Source organism: Kitasatospora sp. NPDC047058 (assembly GCF_040643935.1).
Lineage (GTDB): Bacteria > Actinomycetota > Actinomycetes > Streptomycetales > Streptomycetaceae > Kitasatospora.
The window spans coordinates 1-2,427 of record NZ_JBEYVJ010000695.1 but is presented as its reverse complement, the minus strand read 5'-3'; the positions used below and the strand labels follow the sequence as shown (position 1 = coordinate 2,427).

The 2,427-nt window shown below is 71.5% G+C and carries 1 protein-coding gene and 1 pseudogene; one reads left to right on the top strand and one right to left on the bottom strand.

What is annotated here, in order from left to right; translation table 11 throughout:
- Positions 1-1,077: pseudogene (locus ABZ885_RS39415) on the bottom strand (hypothetical protein); the annotation flags it as partial.
- Between the two features lie 297 nt (positions 1,078-1,374).
- Here ABZ885_RS39415 and ABZ885_RS39410 point away from each other — a divergent pair.
- Positions 1,375-2,061: a ScbR family autoregulator-binding transcription factor gene (locus tag ABZ885_RS39410; RefSeq protein WP_360199751.1), complete on the top strand. Its 687-nt coding sequence runs from the start codon at positions 1,375-1,377 to the stop codon at positions 2,059-2,061.
- Positions 2,062-2,427: the final 366 nt, after the last annotated feature.

Genomic DNA, 2,427 nt, shown 5'->3' with positions numbered 1-2,427 from the left:
GTCGGCGGCGGGGCGGGCGGCGGTGAGCGTGACGGCCGGCTGGTCGGAGTCAGGACGGTTCATCTCAACAAGAGTAGGCCTGTTGGGGGGATTTGCCGCGAAGACCAGGGCGGCGCGGGCCATGCCGAGGGTGCCGCCGCTCATGCAGAGCTTGCCGGTGGTGACGCGGTCGATGGACTCCAGGAAGCGCTTGCGGCGGCTGCCGACGCTGCTGGTGAAGGTGCCGTCGGGCGCGACGCGGCCGTGGTCGGCCTGGAGCATGGCCTCGCGGGGCAGGCGGACGTGGTCGAAGGCGGTGAGGCAGTGGTCGACGGCCGTACCGGTGCGGTAGGGCAGGGGGCGCACGTGCACGCCGGGCAGGTGGCCGTCGTCGTCGCTCAGGGGCGTGAGGAAGAGGAAGATGCCCCGGTCGGTGCCGTCGACCAGCAGCCGGGCGGCGACCACGGCGCTCTTGGGGCCGCCGGCGAGGCTGGTGTTGGGCATGAACTTCTGCGCCCCGTCGGTGGGCGTGTGGAGGACGAACCCGCCGGTGGCCCGGTCGAACTCGGCCGTGGTCTCCAGGGCGGAGGCGTCGTTGCCGTGGTCCAGCTCGGTGCAGAGGAAGGTGCCGGTGCGGTGCATCGCGGTGTACTCGGAGAGGTCCCGGCCGCCGGGGCCCTGCTCGTGGTCGAGCAGGCTGCCGAGGAACAGGTTGTAGTGGATGCTGGCCAGCGTGCACAGGCCGCCGTCCATGACGCCGGTCCACTCGTGCAGCGCGGCGAGCCGGCGCGGGTCGCGGGCGAGGTCCTCGGGATCGCCGGCGACCGCGTTGACCTCGCGCAGGCGCTCGTAGGAGAGTCCGACGCGCTGCCCGGGCGTCAGACCACTACGGTGGTGGAACGTTTCGTCAGCGAGCAGGGCGCGCCAGCTGCCGTGCACCCGCTCCCGGTCCGCGCGGTCGAACAGCAGGCCGGTGAGCTCCCGGCCGACCGCCCCGCCCTCGTCCCCCGCCCCGGTGACGGGCCGGCCCGCGTCGCGGCCGGACGGAAGGCCGGTGACCTCGGCGAGGGTCTGGTCGTGGAGTATCGCAGTTGTCATGGAACCCTCGGTAGAACGACGGGTACGAAAGGGTGGGAGGTCCCGACCGAGGGCAACAAACGTACCAATCGGTTTGGACCGGACCCGGCACATCTTGCCGGGACGCGGGGGTTTGGTAAAGGTCGGGAGAGGCTTGAGATACCGATCGATCGGTTTTAAAGTGGTACAGACTGGTGCCGCCTGTGAAAGGATCGGCTTCCCCGGGGTCCGGGGCTCGTGCCTGCACCCGCAGTCGAGTGCGACGGCGGATGCCGGGCAACATGCCGAATTGTTTCGAGAATCCCGGAGGTTGGGGCGGTGGCGCTGCAGGAACGTGCGGTCAGGACGAAGCGGGCGATCCTCGTCGCCGCGGCCGAGGTCTTCGACGAGCTCGGCTACGAGGCCGCCACCATCTCCGAGATCCTCAAGCGCTCCGGAGTGACCCGCGGCGCACTCTACTTCCACTTCAGCTCCAAGGAGGAGCTGGCCCAGGGCGTGCTGGCCGAGCAGGTCGACGCCCTGCCGACCGTCCCGCAGCGGGACCTCAAGCTCCAGCAGTCCCTGGACGAGGCGCTGCTGCTGACCCACCTGCTCCGGAGGGACACCGGAGACCCGATCGTCCGGGGCAGCGTCAGACTGACCGTCGACCAGGGGCCGGCCCAGGGCGGCTTCGACCGCCGCCTGCCGATGCAGGGCTGGATCGCGCACACCCACGCACTGCTCGAAGAGGCCAAGGCCAACGGCGAACTGCTGCCCTACGTCGACACGCTCAGCCTCGCCAAGCTGACGGTCGGTGCGTTCACCGGCGTACAGGTGCTGTCCGACATCATGACCGGCCGGGACGACATGCCGGAGCGGGTGAGCGACCTCTACCGGTTCCTGCTGGCCTCGGTCGCGGCGCCGACCGCGCTCTCCCAACTGGACTTCAGCCCCGAGCGGGGGACGCGGGTCCACCAGCAGATCATGAAGCTCCGCCAGGAGGCTGCGGAGTCCCCCGAGGTGTAGGGCCCCTCGGGTGGATTGGCGCCGGATCGCGCTCATCCACTAGACAAGCCCTGGGCCCGTCCACGGACTCCCCCGCCTGCCCGCAGGGCACGGGGGTCCGACGGCGGGCCCGGGGGGTGTGTCTGACCGTTCCACCGGTTCAGCGCGCGGCGCCCGGGTGCGTGCACCGCAGGGCGGCGGGGACAGTCCATGCCGGGGGACGTACCTCCCGGCCGGGGGCAGGGGGCCATCGGCGGCCGACCACGTCGCGGCGGGGTGCCCTGGCACCGTGCGCCGGCGGGGGCGGCCGGACATCATCCTGCTCGACAACGCCCGGGACGCCGAACAGCTGCGGCCCTTGATCCCCGGTGTCTCCGGCAGCGCCGT